Here is a 16,242-nt window from a genome sequence, read left to right as displayed (position 1 = left end):
TTGAATAGCTATTAAAAAATAATGGGACAGAATATAAAGAATATATAATACAGGAAAGGGGCGTTAAATATGCCAATTAAAGTTCAAAACAATCTTCCGGCAAAGAAGATAATGGAAAAGGAAAATATATTTATGATGGACGAGACAAGGGCGGTATCTCAGGATATAAGACCTTTGTACATTGCAGTTTTGAATTTAATGCCGCTAAAAGAAGAAACAGAGGTGCAGCTTCTTAGAAGTCTTTCAAATACACCGCTTCAGATAGAGATAACTTTTTTGACAACAGCAACATATATTGGAACAAATACACCGGCAAGTCATTTAAATGAGTTTTACAAAACATTTGAGGATGTAAAAGACAAAAAATTTGATGGCTTGATAATTACCGGAGCACCTATTGAACATATGGAATATGAGGATGTTCAGTATTGGGATGAGCTTACAAAGATAATGGATTGGTCAAATACAAATGTTACCTCGACACTTCACATATGCTGGGGAGCACAGGCAGGACTTTATTATCATTTTGGAATACACAAATATATGCTGCCAAAGAAAAAATTCGGAATATATGAACACAATGTACATCACAGAAAAGAGCCTTTGTTACGAGGATTTGATGATGTGTTTTATGCACCGCACTCACGACATACAGGTGTCAGTCATGATGAGATAGCAGCATGTGAAGATTTGACGGTACTCGCTGAATCAGAGGAAGCGGGAGAACTTATTTTATTATCTCATGATGGCAGAAAAGTATTTGTTCTTGGTCATCTTGAGTACGATAGAATGACACTTGATTCAGAATATAAAAGGGACAGGGCAAAAGGACTTGCTATTGATGTTCCTGAGAATTACTATCCAAATGATGACCCGGAGCAGAGACCAAAGCTTCGGTGGAGAGGAGCTGCAAACGCATTATTTAGCAATTGGCTTAATTATTACGTTTATCAGAATACACCTTATTCGTGGGATTAGAAACCGAGAAAACAGCGCAAAATAAGTTTTTTGTCAAAATGTTAAAAATTATAAAATTCCACGAAATTATATATATTTCAATGGGTAATTGGTGTAAAAGTGGCGTAAATAAAAATTAGTGGCGTAAATGACAAAAGACAATAAAATAAAGCTATTGTATGGTGCAAATATGAGAAGAATGTGGAAATATTCTTCTCTTTTTATATGTGAAAATAAAATTACAAAAAAGGAGAGTGAATTGTATGACGAAGATTTAAGAGAGCGATTACTCTCACGGGAACAAATACAAAAATTAGACTTAGTAACTCAAACAATATTGTTTACAATGCAAAGTATTATGACAAAGAAATTAGTAGTAGGTTTTATGTTTGGCTGGATACTTATTCCGGTTGCAGTACTTAAATTATTATTTTTCAGAAGATAAGCAATAAGAAAAAACATCAAAAAGGGGAAGTATATGGAAGAAGATGAAATTAAATTTTGTCCTAAATGTGGAAAATCATTAAATTCCGGACAGCACTTTTGTAGTGGATGTGGCTGGAAAGTTGAAAATGTAACTCAGGGTTATGCAAAGTATCAATCAAATACAGTAGAGACAAATAGAAAGTACAATTTATGGCTTGCCGCAAAAGTGATTATGGTATGTTTTCTGGTAATAATTGCTGTACTTGCCACGTATAACAGATATTTAAAAAAAAATACAAAAACACTTGATTCTTCAACTTATATAAACATGGCAAAAAAAGCACATTATGATAATTATGAAAATCTTAGCTATGAGCAGGTATTGTGGCAGTATTGTGATGGTGAAGACTGGAATTATTTTAGAGCTGACGATGACATATCGCAGGAGGCAATAGATGCCAGATGGGATGACAGTGATTCTTATATATTGCCGTATTCAGATGTAGAGAAATTGAAAAAGAGTGATGTGGAAAAACTAAATCTGAAAACGATTCAGTTTGCAATAAATGAGATATGCGCCAAAAATGGAAGAAAATTTCTTGATCATAAAAGTAATACAAAATATCCTGAATTGAAAGAATACTTTGAAAATAAAGACTGGTATACACTGTTATATGACTCTAAAAAGTTTTACAGTAATGTAAAAAAATATCTGAATGATATTGAATATTATAATTATGATTTGTTAGTAAGGGTAAGAAATCAGAAACAATAAAAATAGGCGTAAATATGAAGAAATTTATTCGTGAAAATATATTTACCAATATTTATTCGTGGATATTATTCATATTTACGCATGGCATGCAGCATGTCATTGATGATATTTAAATCTCTTTTAGAGCATTGTTTTAAAAGATTGATAGTGCTCAGAAGAAGTTTCGAGTCTTCGGAAGTGTCGAAAACAACATTATAATGAGAATGACAGCTTAACGATTAGCTGTACGGGATATACATTATCTCTTAAAGAGAACCAAGAGGAGGCGTGGCATGAAAATAAGTAGAAGTTACAGATTGCTAAGACTGTATACATGGCTTGAAGGGGTAAAATGTGTCAGTATGGCTCAGGCTGAAAGCGAATTTCATGTAGGAACAAGGACAATTCAAAGAGATATAGCAGATATAAGGGCTTTTTTGGCAGAAGAAAAGATGCAGAAAGGCTGTGACAGGACGGTTTTGTTTGATGTGGTAAAAGGAGGGTATGTGCTATGGCAGCAGTAAAAAAGTGTATTGCGGTGTGGGTTAAATAAGGTAACAATCTCTATTTAGACAAATAAAAGTATATTTAGAACCAGTATTGTTAGATAAGTGGCTTGGCTGTGTTAAAGCAGGTGATATAGTTACGGTTATAGGTGTGATGATTGCCTTTTGGTGATGATTGTCTTTACTTTGTTTAGTGGGAATGTTATCATAATCACATTAGAATGGATTCGTAAGTAAAAATGTGTTAGAGTTGTGTTGGAGGGATATTATGAAAAGAGTTATCAGTGTGGGAAATCAAAGTTTTGAAGCAATACGATCCGACAATAGATTTTATATAGATAAAACAAGATTTATAAAAGATTGGTGGGATATGGGAGATATTGTGACACTTATCACCCGTCCGCGCCGTTTTGGAAAAACATTAAATATGGATATGCTAAAGTGTTTTTTCTCAAATAAATATCACGGCAGAAATGATTTGTTCGATGGACTTGATATTTGGAATGACGAGAAGTATAGGAAATTACAAGGGACATATCCTGTGATATTTCTGAGTTTTGCGGGAATTAAAGGAAATACTTTTGAAATGGCACGCCAGCAGATATGTATAAAGATATTGGACTTATATGAAGAAAACGGATATTTGCTTGAGGGTGATATATTAAGTGAAAGTGAGAAAACCTTTTATAAAAGTGTCAGTATGAATATGTCTGATGCAATTATCAGTACATCGTTGAACAAACTTTGTACTTTTATGTATAAGTATTACGGAAAAAAAGTGATAATTCTTCTTGATGAATATGACACACCGATGCAGGAAGCATATGTAAATGGTTACTGGAATGAGCTTACAGCACTTACGAGGAGTCTGTTCAACTTTGCATTTAAGACAAATCCTTATCTTGAACGGGGTATAATGACTGGAATTACAAGGGTGTCAAAAGAAAGCATTTTTTCGGATTTAAATAATCTCGTTGTTGTTACAACAACATCAAATCAGTATACTACAGCATTTGGGTTTACTGAGGAAGAAGTATTTACTGCGCTTGACGAACAGGGAATGTCAGATGAGAAGGAGAAGGTAAAGGCGTGGTATGATGGATTTACGTTTGGAGACAAGAAAGATATTTATAATCCTTGGTCAATAACTAATTTTCTTGATGAAAAAAAATATAAGCTTTATTGGGCGGACTCAAGTTCCAATGCGCTTGTGAATAAATTAATAAGGACGGCTCCCGGAGAAATAAAAGAACAGATGGAAAGACTTATTTCCGGAGAAAGTATAGAAACATACATTGACGAGCAGATAGTGTTTGACCAGCTTGATATGGACGAAAATGCAGTATGGAGTCTGTTGCTTGCAAGCGGTTATTTAAAAGTGGAATTTGTTAAAAGCGAGGACAACGCTGGAGAGACTTTGGACTTCCCGATATATTCACTCAGAATTACAAACAGGGAAGTAAGGAGCATGTTTGTAAAGATGTTCAAGGGATGGTTTAACAGATCATTATCTGCATACAACAATTTTATAAAAGCACTTCTTGTGGGTGATATTGAAAGCATGAATGAGTATATGAATGATGTGGCGTTAAACACATTTAGTTTATTCGATGCAGGGAAAAAAGTATCTGAAAAAAGGGCACCTGAAAATTTTTATCACGGCTTTGTGCTGGGGTTAATGGTAGACCAGGCAGATAATTATATTATAACTTCAAATAGAGAAAGTGGATTTGGAAGATATGATATAATGCTTGAGCCTATAGACAAAAATAATGAAAGTTTTCCTGGAGTTGTGATAGAGTTTAAGGTTTTTAATGCAAAGAAGGAAGATACTTTAGAGGAAACGGCTGAGAATGCATTGAGACAGATAAAAGAAAAAAACTATGATTCGGAACTTATAAAAAGGGGCGTGAGAAAAGAAAAAGTCAGATATTATGGTTTCGCATTTAAAGGCAAGGAAGTGCTGATTGTTCAGGGATAAAGATTAAAAGAAAAATATCATAATAAACACATTTGGTTTAATAAGAAAATCACTACTACAAAATACAACACACCATTTGTTATTATGTTTTAAACAAAGAGTTTAAAGCATGATATCGAATGGTGTGTTTTGTTGGATATATTTATACAGTGTGATATAACGAAAGTTTGCGGTAATACTCTTTGGAATATAAAATACACGCAATGAAAGATAGTGTCGTGAGTGCATTGTATAATTGAAGAAAAAGTGTGATGGAGGAATGAAGTTATGAAAATTAAAAAAATTATATGTGTTTTATTATCATTGATGTTGTTGCTAGAGGGTAGTCAGAGGCTAATCTGTGATAGAGCAAAGGCTCAGATAAACTATACAGGGTATTACTATAAACACACAAAGGATAAGGAATATGAGCAGGAGTATTCTATATATATGAAAAAGAAAAGTGCTTATAAAGGAAAAATACATCTTTCAAAACAAAGTACATATTTAAGAGGAGATGGTGATACGAGGGTGGTTTGTGACATAAGTATGACCATTTATAAAGTCGGAAAAAACAGTTATGAGGGTAAAAAAGGCAAAGCAAGTGTAAAGGTTAAAGTATATAAAAATAAGATTGTAATAAAACAAAAAGGTTATACAGAAGGAATGTATACAGACATGGGAGGAACATATAAGAGATTGAAAAATAAATAGATGTATGTATAAGTTCAAAAATGAAAATAGAACTTACACATATTGAAAATTCAGATAATGATTGAAAGTTTTGATAGCTGAAATAAAGAATGAAGGGAGTAAGATATTATGAAGATTAAAAAGATTATTTCAATAATTTTGACGGTTGCACTCTGCCTGACGGCTGTTCCAATTAAAGCAGATGCAAAAGAAGAGACGGTGAAAGAATTTACTGAGATATGGACTATTGAGGATTTGTATGGAATCAATAATAATCCGAAAGGTAATTACAGGCTGATGAATGATATTGACATATCGGCGCAAACAGCAAAAGGCGGTTCGTGGGATACGGGACATGGCTGGACACCTTTGAAAGAATTTAGCGATGAGTTTGACGGAAACGGTTATCGTATTAAAGGGATGAATATTTATGGAAATCCTGGAGAATATGTAGGATTGTTTGGCGGTATAGCTCGTGGCGGAAAAGTATATAATCTTGGAATGGTGGATGTAAATATTGGAAATTTGGACGAAAATGAATATTATGATAATGATATTGGAGCTATTGCAGGAGTAGTAGAGGGTGGTTCAATATCAAAGTGTTATTCGAGTGGAAAGATTGTGTGTCCAAATATTAATGAGGAGAATGATTGGCTTCATGCGGGAGGAATTGCAGGATATTTTTTATGGGCAGAAATTAGTGATTGCTATAATACTTTAAAAATTGACAATAGTGCAAATGCTGATAGAGTATTTAAAGACAGAATTTTTATTGGAGGAATTACGGGAGAGCTTAGAAGTAGTAGTAATACAATAGAACGTTGTTATAATGCCGGTGCAGTATCTGGATCAGCAATATGTGCTAGTGCTAGTGATTGGTCAGATACAGAAAATTCTAACTATTACCTGACAGGAAGTGCTGCAGACGGAGATGAGTATGCAAAGGCTCTTACTCCAACTCAGATGTCGATTAAAAATGTGTACACAGGCTTTGATTTTGAAAATACATGGGAGATTGATCCAAATTCTTCGTATAAATATCCTCAATTAAAAGGAAACCGTCAGCAACGTGTAGAGGGGATTTCTATTGAGTCGTTACCGGCTAAATTAAGTTATGCCCAATGGGAGGATATAGATACAGATGGTGGAACAGTTAAGATTACATATGAGGTCAGTTACGAAACGATTGTTCTGCTAACAAAAGATATGATTTCAGGTTAAATAATAATAAGAGTGATAATACAAATAATAAGAGTGACAATACAAATAATAAGGGTACCGATAAAAAAATAACTGTAGGAAAAGTCACTATAAAAAAAATAAGAAATGTAAAAGGCAGAAAAATTGAAATTCAATATAATAAGATAAACAAAGCAGATGGATATCAGATAAGATATTCATTAAAGTCTAATATGATGGGTTCAAGTAAGACAAAGACTACTACAAAGACAAAATATACTTTAACATCATTAAAGAAAAAGAAGAAATATTATATTCAGGTGAGAGCATTTGGTTATGATTCATCATATAAAAAAGTTTATGGTAAATGGAGTGCAAAGAAATCAGTAAAAATAAACAAGTGATAATTGTGATTTGAAAAATCTCACCATTTCAGGGATAGGAGATTACCTCCTATCCCTGATTACAATAATGTTTTAGCATAACACAAAGCAGAATTTCTGACACAAGAGATGCAAATATATAAGCTATCATTCCGTAGTCAGGAACAAAGAATATAAGTGACAAAATCTTTATAAGAGTGCAGATTACAGTTATGACAAAAGTCATATGAGGTTTGCCAAGTCCGTTTAATATACTGCTGTAAGTCATATTAAGATATAAGAACGGACACAAAAAGGACAGTATTGTGAGGTATCTGCCGGCAAGTTCATTGTGAAAGAAAAGATTTGCACAGGTATTTCCGAAAAGCAGGAAGAAAACAGTTGCAGACATTCCTGTTACAAGACAAAAATAGGAAGTTCGTCGGATGAGTTTTTTTATCTGCTTTTTGTTTCCTGATGAGTGTGCTTTTGAAACTGCCGGAAGAAGCATGGTGGATATTGCCATTGTAATTGTAGCCGGAAAAAGTATAAACGGCATAGCCATTCCTGAGTATATACCATATACACTTAGGGCTTCGTTCGTTGTATAACCGTATTTTACAAGTGCGGCAGGTATAAATATGGATTCTACACTATGTAAAAGTGAGATTGTCAGTTTTATTGACATAAGTGAAATAAATACGGGAAAGAGAACTTTAAAACTTTCACTAAAAGAAACCTTATTTTTTCTTTTTGTGAGGGTTTTATTTTTAAGAGTTTTATTTTTAAGTGAATATATATTGTAAATAAAACCGAAAAATTCACCTACAGTCAGTCCGTATACAGCTATCTGACAGCAGATTTCTTTATCAGAGAAAAATCCCTGTACGATAAACACAAACAAAATTCGTGTGAATTGCTCGATAATTCCGGCAATAGCGGGTGGTTTTGCATTTTCGAGTCCATATTGAAAACCGCATATACATGCTGATACACTGCAAAATGGAAAAAGGTATGTTAATAGTTTAAGATATATGTCACAATCGGGGACCATAAGAATATGGCAGGCTATCCAGTTTGAATTTAAATTGATAATAGCAGATAAGGATAATGCCAGTGTAAGGCTTATGATTATGCCTGTTAAAAGAATATTGTTTGAGGTTAGGTTGTTTTTTCGTTTAAGATGCTTGCTGGTTTTGTCGTCAACAGATGTATCCGGTCTGCCTGAAAATGTGGCTGTAACTTGTGATATTGCACTTTGCATGCCGGCACCATATATTGTAAAGCAGAGTACATATATTGGAAATATAAGTTGATATGTGCCAAGAAGTTTTTCACCGAGTATATCAGCAAGATATATTCTGTATATAAATCCTATTATGCGTGAAAGAATGCTTGCAGCTGAAAGTATGAGAGTTCCTTTTATGATATTGCTATTGAGTCTGTTTTTTATAAATTTTTCTGTTTTTACGGCTGAGTTCATAAAGATTCCTCGCTTCTGAATGTTCAAACCTATTAATTTATTTTATTAAGTCACAGATAAAAATATGATGAATATATTGATTTTAAATATGGGGCGGAGGCGTGGTATGATATATCTTGACCATGCGGCAACTACATCTGTCTGTCCACAGGCGGTTGCTGAGATGAAGAAATGTCTGGAAATATATTATGGAAATCCATCAGGGGCATATGAGTTTGCGCAGCAGTGTAAGGAAAAGATAGAGATTGCCAGAAAACAGGTGGCAAAGAGTATAAATGCATCTAAAGATGAAATTTATTTTACAAGCGGTGGTACGGAAAGTGACAATTGGGCATTATTTGGAACAGTTGAAGCCTGCAGGTATAAGGGAAGAAGAGGCAGGCATATTATAACAAGCTGCATTGAACATCATGCAATTCTCAATTCATGTAAGGCATTAGAAAAGCAGGGTTACAGGGTGACATATCTCCCGGTTGATGAGAGAGGGATTATCTCATTGAGGGAGCTTGAAAGAGCAATAAGAAATGACACTATACTTATATCGATAATGTATGCCAATAATGAAATCGGAACGATACAGCCGATAGATGAAATTGCGCAGATTGCAAAGAAGTATAACATTTATTTTCATACAGATGCGGTTCAGGCGTATATGCATGTACCTATTGATGTAAAAAAGAGTGGAATACATATGATGAGTGTGAGCTCACATAAGCTTTGCGGACCTAAGGGAACAGGGTTTCTTTATATAGCGGATGGATGTGATATAGAGAAATTTATTTACGGAGGAAAGCAGGAGCGTGATATGAGGGCAGGAACAGAAAATGTGCCGGGAATCGTAGGTATGGGTGCAGCGGTAAATGAGGGATTTAAAAATATGTACCAGAAAAATGTCAAGACAGCAAATGTAAGGGATTATTTTTTGTCGAGAATAGAGAATGAAATTGAGGATGTAAGATTAAATGGACCAAAACCGGGAAAAGAAAGACTTCCCGGAAACTTAAATGTAAGTTTTAAGGGGATTGAGGGAGAAACATTACTTGTTATACTTGACATGAACGGAATTTGTGCTTCAGCAGGTTCAGCCTGCAACACAGGGGAGCCGGGAATTTCTCATGTGATAGAGAGTATTGGTGTTCCAAAAGAATATGCCGATGGCACCATAAGATTTACTTTAGGAGAAGAAAATACCATAAGTGAAGTTGACCGTGTGATGGAAATTTTAAAAGATGCTGTAAGTGTTTTGAGGGAATGATAGCTGTTTCCGGTAAAACTTTAAAGGTCATAAAGTTTTACCGGACTTCAAAAATAAAACTATCACATTTTTATCATCTCTGCTTTTCTGCCTGTGAATTCACTATAATACCTGAAACCGCACTTTTTTAATATTTCAGTAACTTTTTCAAAATCGTAGGCGAGGTGTTTACATTCGTGTGCATCGGAGCCTATGGTGATTATCTCACCGCCAAGTTCATGATAAAGTTTTAATATTTTTTCGTGAGGGTTTGGATGTCCGAGTCCGTATTTGAACCCGGCGGTATTTATTTCGATACCTTTTCCGTTGTATATAAGTGTTTTCAGTATTTGTTCTATTATATCCATTGAATCTGAGGTGAGTCTGTTTATATAAGTGTCATCTGAAAGACCCTGCGATTTCAGTTGTTTCATTTTAGGAGTGTAGCGGATTATGTAATCAATATGACCATATACATCAAAGTCAGCACCGAGATTGACATTGTTTAAGGTGGTTTCATAGTAGCGTAAAATTCCGCTTTTTTCAGGAGTATCACTCCAAAACGTATCATAGTACGGGTCTATATTGTCTACAAGGTGTGTTGAACCGATGACAAAATCAAACGGATATTCTTCGGTAAGCGAAATACATTTGTCAAGGCAGTCTTTTTTTAGACCGAGTTCAATGCCCCTTCGGATTTTTATCCTGTCACCGTATTTTTCGCTCAGTCTTTTCATTTCCTCAAAATATGGCTCTATGTCGAGCAGAAACTCAGGTGTATCACCCTCGGATGGAAAATTATAATCCATATGGTCAGTAAAGCATATGGAAGAAAATTCTTTTTCAATAGCGTTTTTTAACATATCTTCCATAGGTGTGTCGCTGTCTGTTGAAAAATATGTGTGTACATGATTGTCGGAATGAATAATATCTGAAAACATTACTCAGTCACCTCCTTTATTCCTGTTATGTCTGTGCTAATAGTCATGGAATAATTTGTGTAGTAGACAACAAATCCGGGTTTGCTTCCATTTGGCTTTTTCACATGTTTTTTCTGTATATAGTCAATTTCAGCTTTGCCTTGTTCACATGCTTTTGAGTAGTGTGCGGCAAGTCGTGCAGCCTCTTCAAATGTGCGGTCAGGAAGTTCTTTACCCTCTGTTTTTACAATGACATGAGAGCCGGCACTTGCTTTTGCATGAAACCACCAGTCATTTCCAGTTGCGATTTTGAAAGTAAGTTCATCATTCTGATAATTGTTTTTTCCGACATACATATCAAAACCGTCTGATGATATATAGTGGAGAGGCTTGCTTTTTTCGCTGTTTTTGCTGCCTTTATTTTTTTCATGGTGTTTTTTGATATATCCGCATTCTGAAAGTTCACGCTTGATTGCAACAAGATCCGATTCCTGACGTGCTATGTCAAGGGAATTGCTTATTGATTCAAGATGTTCAATTTCTTCTTTTGTTTCGGCGATTTGTATGTTCAATGCTTCAAAAGTTCGTTTGAGTTTTGCATACTTATCAAAATATTTTTTTGCATTTTCAACTGCCGATTTTGTTTCGTCAAGCGGAATTGTTATCTCGTTTCCTGTATAATAATTTTCGCATGTGAGTGCTTTTTCTCCGCCTTTTAATTCGTAACCGTACGTTGTGAGAAGTTCTCCGTATACCTTGTATTTATCACGTTTTTCAGTGTCTTTTAACTGCTTGGTCTGTAAATCGTATTTTTTGTTGTTTCGTTCTAACAAAGTATTTGTTATTTTTCTAAGGTCGGCAGATTTCTGGTTTATTCTGCTCATCACCTCTTTTGTGGCATAGTAATCATAGAGCATATTACTTACGGAATCACAGCTTTTTAACGTATATGCGTCGTCCTTTTGGTACATTGTGAGTTCGAGACTTGTAAATTCGGCAGGCATATTGTTTTTAAATGCGATAACCGGGGCAAATTTTTTTTCAGAAATATCATTCATCATTTCAGAAAAGTTTCTATATAAATGAAGTTTTTCCATGTCACTTAATTCAAGCGCATTATTTTTATCAGAAAGCGATGCCCTGTATATCAGTTCATTTGCCATAAGCGGGCTGAAACCTGTTATTGAAGTATAAATTGCTTTTGCAAGCGGCAGCGGCTTAGAGAGTACATTATCCGTAAATTCGCTTTCTGTAATGGCAAATGGATTATATTTGTGTTGTGTATCAGGTATAAAATATTCTCTTCCCGGGAGGACTTCCCTTACAGAACTTACAAGAAGTGATATATGTTTGATGCTGTCGATTATTTTATTGCTGTCATCACAGAAAATTATATTGCTGTGTTTACCCATAAGTTCTACATAAAGATATTTTTTGCAGAGGTCGCCCATCTCGTTTAAATGTTCAAGTTCAAAACGGATAACTCTTTCAAGACCGATTTGTGATATAGAGACTATGCTGCAATTGTTCAGATGCTTTCTTAATACCATGCAGAACGTCGGTGCCGTAAGAGGCGATGTTTTATTTGTATCTGTAAGGTAGATAAGAGGCAGACTTGGGTTTACTGATATAGTGAGTCTTTTTGTGCTTCTTGCCGTTTTGCCGTTTTCGTCTGTTTTACTCTGTTTTATCGTAAGTAACAGTTCGTCTTTTTCAGGCTGGGCAATTTTTGTGATGCGTCCGCCTGTTATATTTGTATCAAGTTCATTGACAAGACTTGATATAACAATTCCATCAAGTGCCATATAAATAACCTCGTTTCTTTTTAAATAGGATAAATAATATTTTAAACAAAATGGACATATTATTCAAGAACATCTTTGTTTATGGTGATTTTATAACATTACGCAAGGGGTAAAATATCTTTTGATTCCAATAGAAACAGTTCAGCCATAAAAAATATCTGTTGTAAATTTTTCCAAATTGTGTTACTGTATATTGCGGTTTTTTTGAAATGAAACAGAGGGGATGCTAAAAATTAGTGAATAGGGAAAAGGTGAAATATTTTGTTGAGATTTATTTATGTGATAGCAGGTAATTTATATAGAGCATGGATGATTCCAAAAATGGGGTATTATTCGAGACATCCTGAGAAATATTCTGAACGGTTTCGCTATGAATACGACAGATATGCCATAAATCTTATGAAAAAGACAGGGCGAATTACAACAGAAGGATTCGGAATGGAAAATCTTCCGAAAGATGGAGGATATGTCATGTTTTCAAATCATCAGGGCAAATATGATGCACTTGGAATTATGCATACACATGATACCCCATGTTCTGTTGTGATGGATGATGCGAGAAGCCACGGACCTCTGGTGAAGCAGTTTATAGATCTGGTTGAAGGCAAGAGACTTAAACTTGACAATTTAAAACAGGCGGCAGGCATAATAAAAGAAGTTACAGAGGAAGTGAAAAAGGGACGTAAGTTTATAATTTTTCCGTCCGGCGGTTATGAGCATAGGAATGGAAATTATGTTGATGAATTTAAGCCCGGTGCATTTAAAAGCGCAATGAGGGCGAAAGCCCCCATTGTTCCGGTTGCAATAGTTGACTCGTGGAAAGTTTTCGATTTATGGAGTTTAAGAAAGGTAAAGACAGAAGTTTTTTATTTAAAACCAATGTTTTACGATGAGTATAAGGATAAAAAATCAGTAGAGATATCTTCTATAGTATATAACAGGATATGTTCAGCAGTTGACTTTGCACAAAAAGGAGAGTTTGATAAGGCATTGCTGCAGTAATCCGTGGTATTGTTTGGGGGCAAAATATTTTTTGTCCACCAACATAATGTTATAATGGAATAACGCATAACATTCTTATGAGAATTTTCCTTATATAGCCAGGGGTTACGGCATCTATATCATGTTCGGCTTTTAATGGGGTTTGACGATATAGTTTATTGTTTACGTACAGTTTTGCAAAACCGAGTATGTCATTTTTGCTGACGGGTGCCGTAAGAGTGGACGGAAGTTTGATTTTGTATGTTATTTCATCGTTTTTTGACAACATAAGAATACATGGTTTATCGAAAACTTTTACATTGGTGAAATTTGTCTGTCCTTTTAAGATATTGATTTTAAATGTTTTTTCCTCAGGTTTGAAGTTTACTTTTGAAAAGTTGTTAAAGCCATAATCCATAAGTTTTTTTGTGTCCTGCCATTTGTATGTTTTGTTTGGAGGCCAGCCACAGCCTAATACAGCAGATATAAGTGTAGTATTGTTTCTTGTTGCTGCTCCGCAGAAGCAATAGCCGGCTTTTCCTGTGAAACCTGTTTTGACACCGATTGCACCGTTATATTGGGAGAGAAAAGCATCTTTATTTGAAACATTGTATTGTTTAGAACCGTTTGTATTGGAAAAACTGTATGTTGAAGTGGTTATTATTTTTTTGAAATTTTTGTTTTCCAATGCATAGGAGGCTATCTTACAAAGTTCATACGCAGTTGTATAATGTCCTTTGGAATCGAGACCGTTGGGTGTTACAAAATGGGTGCTGCTACAGCCAAGTTCAGATGCTTTACGGTTCATGAGTTTTGCAAAATTCTTTACGGAACCTCCTATATGCTCGGCGATGGCTACGGCGGTATCATTATGAGATTCAAGCATAAGGGAATACAATAAATCTCCGAGCCTGAATGTGTCACCTGACTTCATGTAAAGTTTTACTTTCGGCATTGATGCCGCATAATTTGAAACTTTTACTATATCATCGGGTTTGCCATTTTCAAGTGCAAGTATGCAGGTCATTATTTTTGTTGTACTTGCCATAGGAAGTTTTTTAAATGATTTTTTTTTATATAATATCTGACCACTGTTTTTTTCTATTAAACAGCAGGCTGTTGAGGAGAGCGTGGAAGGTTTTTCTGACTGCTTTTGTATACCACAGTTATTTGCTTTAACTTTTTTTATTACACAGTTTATGTGGTGTTGTTTTTGTGTGTTGTTAAAGTATTTTGCATTTAAACTTTTACAGCATGCTTTATATAGAAAAATGCTTAATATTGTGAGACTTAGTAAACACAGTATAAAATTTAATTGTGATTTCATGGTTATTACTCCTGCTATTTATTTGCATGTTATGTTACTGCTGTTTACGGCAGTGACATGAACAGTAACATAATATGCGTTTTTTTTGGCATAAATGCTAAAAAAAGGTTGCTATTTTTGAGCAAAAGTAATAAACTTATCATTGGTGTAAATTTGTTTATTTTTATTATTAAAACTAGATTTACCAAATATATTCTACTATTATTGGAGGGCTGAACATGAGTAACACAAATGCTTTGTCAGCAAAAGCTCGTATTGAGACTTTGGTTGACGAAAACAGTTTTGTTGAAATTGGTGCTAAGATAACAAAGAGAAGTACAGATTTCAACATGCAGGAAAAGTCTGTACCGGCTGATGGAGTTATCACAGGATACGGACTTATTCAGAATAATCCTGTCTATATCTACAGTCAGGATGCATCCGCAATGAATGGTACAATCGGTGAGATGCATGCAAAGAAGATTGCGCATGTATATGAGCTTGCTATGAAGACAGGAGTGCCGGTTATAGGACTTATTGATTGTGCAGGTATGCGCCTTCAGGAGTCAACAGATGCACTTGCAGGCTTTGGAAAAATTTATAAAGTTAAGTCTGATGCATCAGGAATAGTACCACAGATAAGTGCTGTTTTTGGAAATTGCGGTGGTGGCGTGGCAGTTCTTGCAGCTATGAGTGATTTCACATTCATGGAAGAAAAAAACGCTAAACTTTTTGTTAATTCGCCAAATACACTTGAAGGAAACTATGCAGATAAGCTTGATACAGCTTCAGCTAAGTTCCAGAAAACAGCTTCGACAGTTGATTTTGTTATTGAGGGTGAAGAGGAAGTTCTTAACAGTGTTAGAGAACTTATTAGCATTCTTCCGCAGAATAACAATGAAACAGGAATTTCGGATGAGTGTATGGATGACCTTAACCGTATGGTTGATAACTTTGCAGCAGAAGTTGCAGATCCGGCAGTTGCACTTGCAGATCTCGGTGATAACAATTTCTTCCTTGAAGAAAAAGCAGGTTATGCAAAAGAGATGGTTACAGGATTTATCTGCCTTGACGGAATGACAGTAGGTGCAGTAGCAAACCGTACAGCAGAGTTTGATGAGGACGGAAAAGTCGCAGCAAAATATGATGCACGTCTTACAACAGCAGGTTGTGAAAAAGCAGCAGCATTTGTTAAGAAATGTGATGCATTTAATATTCCTGTACTTACTCTTACAAATGTTGAGGGATTTGCCACAACAGTTGAGGAAGAGAAAACTATCGCCTGTGCAGCAGCTAAACTTACAAGCGCATTTGCTGAGGCAGATGTACCTAAGGTTAATCTTATTGCAGGAAATGCATATGGCAGCGCATATGTAGCCATGAACTCAAAGCATATTGGTGCAGACATGGTATTTGCACTTCCTGATGCAAAAGTTGGTATGATGGATTCAAATGTCGCAGCAAAGATTATGTATGCTGATGACAAAGATACGGATGTTGCAGCAAAAGCAGCAGAGTTTGAAGCTCAGTCAGGTACTGAGGCAGCCGCAGCAAGAGGATATATAGATTCTGTTATTGCTCCTGAATCTGCGAGAAAACAGCTTTTATTTGCATTTGAGATGCTGTTTACAAAAAGCGAATATCCTATCGGCAAAAAACATGGAACCATCTAAGTA

15 protein-coding genes are annotated in these 16,242 nt (G+C 35.1%); 11 read left to right on the top strand and 4 right to left on the bottom strand.

The window, feature by feature from the left end:
* Positions 1–69: 69 nt before the first annotated feature.
* From metA to ACZLXV_RS07970, 8 genes are all read left to right on the top strand, one after another.
* The gene (gene metA, locus ACZLXV_RS08005; RefSeq protein ID WP_367334950.1) at positions 70–978 is read left to right on the top strand and encodes a homoserine O-acetyltransferase MetA; all 909 of its coding nucleotides are present in this window, start codon (positions 70–72) and stop codon (positions 976–978) included.
* Between the two features lie 127 nt (positions 979–1,105).
* Positions 1,106–1,402 carry a hypothetical protein gene (locus ACZLXV_RS08000; RefSeq protein ID WP_482383059.1) on the top strand — a complete coding sequence of 99 codons (297 nt, stop codon included), beginning with the start codon at positions 1,106–1,108 and terminating at the stop codon, positions 1,400–1,402.
* Between the two features lie 33 nt (positions 1,403–1,435).
* Positions 1,436–2,158: a hypothetical protein gene (locus ACZLXV_RS07995; protein ID WP_482383058.1), complete on the top strand. Its 723-nt coding sequence runs from the start codon at positions 1,436–1,438 to the stop codon at positions 2,156–2,158.
* Positions 2,159–2,430: 272 nt separating this feature from the next.
* Positions 2,431–2,661, top strand: coding sequence for a hypothetical protein (locus ACZLXV_RS07990; RefSeq protein WP_482383057.1), 231 nt, complete (start codon positions 2,431–2,433; stop codon positions 2,659–2,661).
* A gap of 250 nt (positions 2,662–2,911) precedes the next feature.
* Positions 2,912–4,624, top strand: a complete 1,713-nt coding sequence (locus ACZLXV_RS07985; RefSeq protein WP_482383056.1) for an AAA family ATPase — start codon at positions 2,912–2,914, stop codon at positions 4,622–4,624.
* Positions 4,625–4,891: 267 nt separating this feature from the next.
* Positions 4,892–5,317: a hypothetical protein gene (locus ACZLXV_RS07980; protein WP_482383055.1), complete on the top strand. Its 426-nt coding sequence runs from the start codon at positions 4,892–4,894 to the stop codon at positions 5,315–5,317.
* A 108-nt stretch (positions 5,318–5,425) separates the two neighbouring features.
* Entirely contained in the window at positions 5,426–6,517 is a 1,092-nt protein-coding gene (locus ACZLXV_RS07975; RefSeq protein ID WP_482383054.1) for a hypothetical protein, read from the top strand.
* A gap of 68 nt (positions 6,518–6,585) precedes the next feature.
* Entirely contained in the window at positions 6,586–6,879 is a 294-nt protein-coding gene (locus tag ACZLXV_RS07970; protein ID WP_482383085.1) for a fibronectin type III domain-containing protein, read from the top strand.
* A gap of 49 nt (positions 6,880–6,928) precedes the next feature.
* Here ACZLXV_RS07970 and ACZLXV_RS07965 read toward each other — a convergent pair whose 3' ends face one another.
* On the bottom strand, positions 6,929–8,320 hold the full coding sequence (locus ACZLXV_RS07965) for an oligosaccharide flippase family protein (RefSeq protein ID WP_482383053.1): 1,392 nt from the start codon (positions 8,318–8,320) through the stop codon (positions 6,929–6,931).
* 106 nt (positions 8,321–8,426) lie between these two features.
* On the opposite strand from ACZLXV_RS07965, the gene ACZLXV_RS07960 reads away from it, so the two are divergent.
* Entirely contained in the window at positions 8,427–9,575 is a 1,149-nt protein-coding gene (locus tag ACZLXV_RS07960; RefSeq protein ID WP_482383052.1) for a cysteine desulfurase family protein, read from the top strand.
* 62 nt (positions 9,576–9,637) lie between these two features.
* Here the strand turns inward: ACZLXV_RS07960 and ACZLXV_RS07955 are convergent, their stop codons facing one another.
* Both ACZLXV_RS07955 and ACZLXV_RS07950 read right to left on the bottom strand, forming a co-directional pair.
* A complete protein-coding gene (locus ACZLXV_RS07955; RefSeq protein WP_482383051.1) occupies positions 9,638–10,495 on the bottom strand; it encodes a histidinol-phosphatase HisJ family protein in 858 nt (285 codons plus the stop codon).
* A complete protein-coding gene (locus ACZLXV_RS07950; RefSeq protein WP_022225068.1) occupies positions 10,495–12,279 on the bottom strand; it encodes an Rqc2 family fibronectin-binding protein in 1,785 nt (594 codons plus the stop codon). The genes ACZLXV_RS07955 and ACZLXV_RS07950 overlap by 1 nt, the downstream gene beginning before the upstream one ends.
* A gap of 261 nt (positions 12,280–12,540) precedes the next feature.
* Between ACZLXV_RS07950 and ACZLXV_RS07945 the strand changes: the two genes are divergently transcribed.
* The gene (locus ACZLXV_RS07945) at positions 12,541–13,281 is read left to right on the top strand and encodes a lysophospholipid acyltransferase family protein (protein ID WP_482383050.1); all 741 of its coding nucleotides are present in this window, start codon (positions 12,541–12,543) and stop codon (positions 13,279–13,281) included.
* A 49-nt stretch (positions 13,282–13,330) separates the two neighbouring features.
* Here the strand turns inward: ACZLXV_RS07945 and ACZLXV_RS07940 are convergent, their stop codons facing one another.
* Positions 13,331–14,587, bottom strand: a complete 1,257-nt coding sequence (locus ACZLXV_RS07940; RefSeq protein WP_022225070.1) for a D-alanyl-D-alanine carboxypeptidase family protein — start codon at positions 14,585–14,587, stop codon at positions 13,331–13,333.
* 218 nt (positions 14,588–14,805) lie between these two features.
* Between ACZLXV_RS07940 and ACZLXV_RS07935 the strand changes: the two genes are divergently transcribed.
* Entirely contained in the window at positions 14,806–16,239 is a 1,434-nt protein-coding gene (locus ACZLXV_RS07935) for an acyl-CoA carboxylase subunit beta (RefSeq protein ID WP_022225071.1), read from the top strand.
* The last annotated feature ends 3 nt before the right edge of the window (positions 16,240–16,242 follow it).

Source organism: Butyribacter sp. (assembly GCF_056818865.1).
This window is presented reverse-complemented; position numbering and strand designations above follow the sequence as displayed.

Excerpts from the sequence above, each read along its gene's own strand:
- ACZLXV_RS08000 (WP_482383059.1), top strand. The coding sequence starts at position 1,106 with ATGACAAAAGACAATAAAATAAAGCTATTGTATGGTGCAAATATGAGA.
- ACZLXV_RS07985 (WP_482383056.1), top strand. The coding sequence starts at position 2,912 with ATGAAAAGAGTTATCAGTGTGGGAAATCAAAGTTTTGAAGCAATACGA.
- ACZLXV_RS07935 (WP_022225071.1), top strand. The coding sequence starts at position 14,806 with ATGAGTAACACAAATGCTTTGTCAGCAAAAGCTCGTATTGAGACTTTG.
- ACZLXV_RS07975 (WP_482383054.1), top strand. The coding sequence starts at position 5,426 with ATGAAGATTAAAAAGATTATTTCAATAATTTTGACGGTTGCACTCTGC.
- ACZLXV_RS07955 (WP_482383051.1), bottom strand. The coding sequence starts at position 10,495 with ATGTTTTCAGATATTATTCATTCCGACAATCATGTACACACATATTTT.
- ACZLXV_RS07960 (WP_482383052.1), top strand. The coding sequence starts at position 8,427 with ATGATATATCTTGACCATGCGGCAACTACATCTGTCTGTCCACAGGCG.
- ACZLXV_RS07980 (WP_482383055.1), top strand. The coding sequence starts at position 4,892 with ATGAAAATTAAAAAAATTATATGTGTTTTATTATCATTGATGTTGTTG.
- ACZLXV_RS07950 (WP_022225068.1), bottom strand. The coding sequence starts at position 12,279 with ATGGCACTTGATGGAATTGTTATATCAAGTCTTGTCAATGAACTTGAT.
- ACZLXV_RS07990 (WP_482383057.1), top strand. The coding sequence starts at position 2,431 with ATGAAAATAAGTAGAAGTTACAGATTGCTAAGACTGTATACATGGCTT.
- ACZLXV_RS07940 (WP_022225070.1), bottom strand. The coding sequence starts at position 14,587 with ATGAAATCACAATTAAATTTTATACTGTGTTTACTAAGTCTCACAATA.
- metA (WP_367334950.1), top strand. The coding sequence starts at position 70 with ATGCCAATTAAAGTTCAAAACAATCTTCCGGCAAAGAAGATAATGGAA.
- ACZLXV_RS07995 (WP_482383058.1), top strand. The coding sequence starts at position 1,436 with ATGGAAGAAGATGAAATTAAATTTTGTCCTAAATGTGGAAAATCATTA.
- ACZLXV_RS07965 (WP_482383053.1), bottom strand. The coding sequence starts at position 8,320 with ATGAACTCAGCCGTAAAAACAGAAAAATTTATAAAAAACAGACTCAAT.